Genomic DNA, 4,328 nt, shown 5'->3' with positions numbered 1-4,328 from the left:
TCCCCCCCCATCCCCCCCCATTCCCACTGTTTTGGGGGTTTTTTTTCCGGGCCGCCGGGGGTGGCGCCGGTAACACCTCGCGCGGCGGCGATGCCATGGACTGCCTCATGGAGCAGTCGCTCGAAGGAGAGCTCGGCGCCGCAGGCGGACGAGGACTCTCCGATCAGGGACTCGGGCGCGGCCAGGTCCGGCAGCTCGGGGTGGTGCCGCTGAATATCGGCCCACGCCTGTGCCAGCTCTGCGGCGAGAACAGGTGGTGTCGTGCTCACGTCGTGATAACGAGCCGGACCTTCACCTGGTTCCATTCCGGGCCATCCCAAATATTTTGCACGTACCCGTCAGTTGGCGTGATCAGCGCACCGAGGCGGGCGGGTGCACGGATCTGCGGAGAAGCCTCACAGCTCGCACCAAGCCCGGCACGGAGGCACTCCGCCGAAGGGGTGGCCGGGCCGGGTGGTCCGGGCGCTCCCGGTGGGCCGGCCGACGGCCGGGAGCGCCCGGGTGGCAGGACGGGAGCGCGAGGGCTCAGTAGGCCCGGGCGACCACCGCGACATTACCGGGAGCGTCGTCCGCCACGGGGACGGACCCGTCCTCGGCGACCAGACAGCGCACCGAAACGGCTTGTTCCGCGAGGGTCGCCTCACCCTCCTGGCCGAGGACCGACCACGGGATGCGCGCCCAGCCGCCCGCCGTGGCCGCCTCGATCGCCTCCTCGACGGTCGTCACATCGGTGGTACGGGCGATCCGGTGCTCCCGGGACTGCCGCAGCAGGGTCGCCTGGTCCTCCTCCAGAATCCCCGGCAGCAGCTCCGCCAGCGCGTCGATCCGGACCGGGGTCTTGCCGCCGGGAATCCGGCGGGCCAGCATCGCGGTGCCCTCCGCCAGATCGCGCGGCCCGATCTCGATCCGCGCCGGGACGCCCCGCAGCTCCCAGTCGACGGCCCGGCGGCCGAAGGGGGTGTCCACCCGGTCGTCCACCTGGACCCGCACCCCGGCGGCGCGCAGCACCTCCGCGACCCGGTGGACCTCAGCCACCGCCTCCTCGCCCTTGATCGCCATCACCACCGCCTGGACCGCCGCGAGCCGGGGCGGCACCCGCAGCCCGTCGTCGTCGCCATGGGTCATGATCAGCGCGCCGATCATCCGGGTGGTGGTGCCCCAGGAGGTCTGCCAGACCGGCTCCTGGCGGCCCTCCCGGGAGAGGAAGCGGGTGCCGAACGCCGTGGCGAAGTTGGTGCCCAGCTCATGGCTGGTGCCCAGTTGGAGCGCCTTGCCGTCGCCCATCATCCCCTCCAGGGTGAGGGTGTTGATCGCCCCGGCGAACCGCTCCCGGGCGGTCTTGCGGCCGAGGACCACATCGATACCGAGGACGTTCACCATGAAGTCGGCGTAGACCTCGCGGTGGATCCGGGCGGCGAAGGCGCGGGCATCCTCCTGGGTGGCGTGCGCGGTGTGGCCCTCCTGCCAGAGGAACTCGGTGGTGCGCAGGAAGATCCGGGGCCGCAGCTCCCAGCGGACCACATTGGCCCACTGGTTGATCAGCAGCGGCAGATCGCGATGGCTCTGCACCCATTTGGAGAAGTACTCATTGATGATCGTCTCGGAGGTGGGCCGGACCACCACCGGCTCGTCCAGCTCCTTCCCGCCGCCATGGGTGACCACCGCCAGCTCCGGGGCGAAGCCCTCGACGTGCTCGGCCTCCCGGGTCAGATAGGACTGGGGGATGAAGAGCGGGAAGTAGGCGTTCTGGGCCCCGGTGGCCTTGATCCGGGCATCCATCTCGCTCTGCATCCGCTCCCACAGGGCGTAGGCGTACGGGCGGATGACCATGGTCCCGCGCACCGGGCCGTTCTCCGCCAGCTCGGCCTTGTTGATCAGGTCCTGGTACCAGCGGGGAAAGTCCTGGGCACGGGGAGTGAGTACGGGTGACTTGGGCATGGCGCGCATCGTAGGCGCCCCGCGGAGGCGGGGGTACGGAGTTTCGGCCCGGGTCCGCGCGCCGCCGGTGGTCCGGTGACGGCGGATGCGCCCGTACGGGTGACAGAGGGGTACGGACCTCCCGGGTGCCTCGCCCGAACGGCCATCCCGGACGGTCCTCCCGACCAGACCTCCCGAACGGACCTCCCGGGTGCGCGGTTCCTAGGGAGTGTCGTCCTTGGTGAGCCGGGGCACCCCCGCCGCCCGGTAGGCCGCGTCCTCCTCCAGGGTCTCGTGCTCCAGCAGCGCGGCGGCCAGCGCGTCCAGCCGCTCCCGGTGGAGGCGGAGCAGCCGACAGGCGTCCTCGTAGCACTCGTCCACGATCCGCCGCATCTCCCCGTCGACGGTGTCCAGGGTCGCGGGGGCGGCCGAGAGCCCGTACGCCACCTGCGCGTCCCCCGGGATCGCGGTGAGCCGGCCGACGCGCGCGCTCATCCCCCAGCGGCCCGCCATCCCCCGGGCCAGCCGGGTGACCTGCTCCAGATCGCTCTCGGAGCCGGTGGTGACCACCCCGAAGACCACCGACTCGGCCGCCATCCCGCCGAGTGCCCCGATGATCCGGCCGCGCAGGTACTCCTCGGTGTAGGCGTACTTGTCCGCGTCCGGGGTGGAGAGGGTGACCCCGAGCGCCCGGCCGCGCGGGACGATGGTGACCTTGCGGACCGGGTCGGCGCCCGGCTGGACCATGCCGAGGAGGGCGTGGCCGCTCTCGTGGTACGCGGTGCGGCGGCGCTCCTCGTCGCTCATCACCAGGGGCCGTTCCGCACCGAGCTGGACCTTCTCCAGCGCGCTGGAGAGATCCGCCGCGGTGACCTGCGACTGGCCGCGCCGGACCGCCAGCAGCGCGCCCTCATTGGTGAGGTTGGCCAGCTCCGCCCCGGTCATCCCGGGCGTGGCGCGGGCGATCCGGGCCAGGTCCACATCGTCCGCCAGCGGGATCTCCCGGGTGTGGATCCGCAGGATGGCCTCGCGGCCCGTGCGGTCGGGCGGCGAGACATGGACGATCCGGTCGAAGCGGCCGGGGCGGGTGAGGGCGGGGTCGAGGACATCGGCGCGGTTGGTGGCGGCGAGCACCACGACCCCCTCCGACCCGGTGAAGCCGTCCATCTCGGTCAGGATCTGGTTGAGGGTCTGCTCGCGCTCGTCATGGCCGCCGATACCGCCCGCGCCGCCCCGGGCCCGGCCGATGGTGTCGATCTCGTCGATGAAGACGATGGCGGGTGCCACCTTGCGGGCCTCGGAGAACAGCTCCCGCACCCGTCCCGCGCCGACCCCGACGATCATCTCGATGAACTCGGAGGCCGAGGCGGAGAAGAACGGCACCCCCGCCTCCCCCGCGACCGCGCGGGCGAGCAGCGTCTTGCCGGTGCCCGGTGGACCCGCGAGGAGCACCCCGCCGGGCATCCGGGCGCCCATCCGGCGGTAGGCGTCCGGATTCTTGAGGAAGTCCACGACATCGTCCAGCTCGCCCTCGACCTCGTCGATCCCGGCGACATCGGCGAAGGTGGTGCGCTTGCCCTCGACCAGCTGGACCGGTTTCGGCGGCGGTTTGCGGCCGAGGGCGCCCCCGCCCATCGCCGCGCCCATCCGGCGGGCGATGAAGATCCACAACGCGACCAGCAGCAGCATCGGCGCCAGCGCGATCAGCAGATTGGAGAGAAAGCCGCGCTGCTGGACGACGGGCTCGGCGGTGACGGTGACCTTCTGGGTGGTCAGCTGCCCCCAGAGATCGTCATCGGCGAAGGCGGGCCGCTGAGTGGTGAACTTGGTGTAGTCACCATTCTTGCCGGGCAGCGGGGCCTTCTTCTTGAGCTGGCCCTGGATGGTGTCGCCCTTGGAGTAGATCTTCGAGACATTGCCCGCGCCGACCTGCCGGCTGAACTCGGTGTACGAGACGGTGGGCTCCTTGCGCTCACCGATGTACGTCAGCACCAGATTGGTGATCAGGAAGACGGCGAGGGCCGCGAGGATCAGCCCGCCCCAGCCGCCGGGCATCCGCCGCCGGGGCGGGGGCGGCGGCGGGGTGCCCTCGGAGCGCCAGGGCCGGTCGGCGGTCCGGTTGTCGGCGGTGCCGTTCTCCGGGGCGCCGTTCTCCGGGGCGGGGCCGTCCGCACCGGCGCGGGCGCGCTCGGGGCTCCGTCCCCGGGAGGCCGGGCGGTCCGGGCCCTCCCGGCCGGGCCCCTCACGGCCGGGCGGGGACCCGGACGGCGGCGCGGCATCGCTCATAGTCCGGACGGTAAGCCAGAACGGCGGTGGTGGCGGCCCCCCCCGCGCGGGGGGGGGGCCCGCCCGGGGGGGGGGGGGGGGGGGGCGCGGGGGGGCCGGGGGCCCAGCGCGGGGGGCCCGCGCCC

2 protein-coding genes and 1 pseudogene are annotated in these 4,328 nt (G+C 72.8%); all 3 read right to left on the bottom strand.

Annotated elements, in window-relative coordinates:
• Positions 1–305: pseudogene (locus ABT354_RS37920) on the bottom strand (hypothetical protein); the annotation flags it as partial.
• A gap of 220 nt (positions 306–525) precedes the next feature.
• Positions 526–1,938 (bottom strand): proline--tRNA ligase, encoded by a 1,413-nt coding sequence (gene proS, locus ABT354_RS37915; RefSeq protein ID WP_351502610.1) that lies wholly within the window; start codon positions 1,936–1,938, stop codon positions 526–528.
• 201 nt (positions 1,939–2,139) lie between these two features.
• Positions 2,140–3,972, bottom strand: a complete 1,833-nt coding sequence (gene ftsH / locus ABT354_RS37910) for an ATP-dependent zinc metalloprotease FtsH (protein ID WP_351502612.1) — start codon at positions 3,970–3,972, stop codon at positions 2,140–2,142.
• Positions 3,973–4,328: the final 356 nt, after the last annotated feature.

The sequence above is a fragment of the Streptomyces sp. NPDC000594 genome (assembly GCF_040299965.1).
Lineage (GTDB): Bacteria > Actinomycetota > Actinomycetes > Streptomycetales > Streptomycetaceae > Streptomyces.
This window is presented reverse-complemented; position numbering and strand designations above follow the sequence as displayed.

Excerpts from the sequence above, each read along its gene's own strand:
- proS (WP_351502610.1), bottom strand. The coding sequence starts at position 1,938 with ATGCCCAAGTCACCCGTACTCACTCCCCGTGCCCAGGACTTTCCCCGC.
- ftsH (WP_351502612.1), bottom strand. The coding sequence starts at position 3,972 with ATGCCCGGCGGCTGGGGCGGGCTGATCCTCGCGGCCCTCGCCGTCTTC.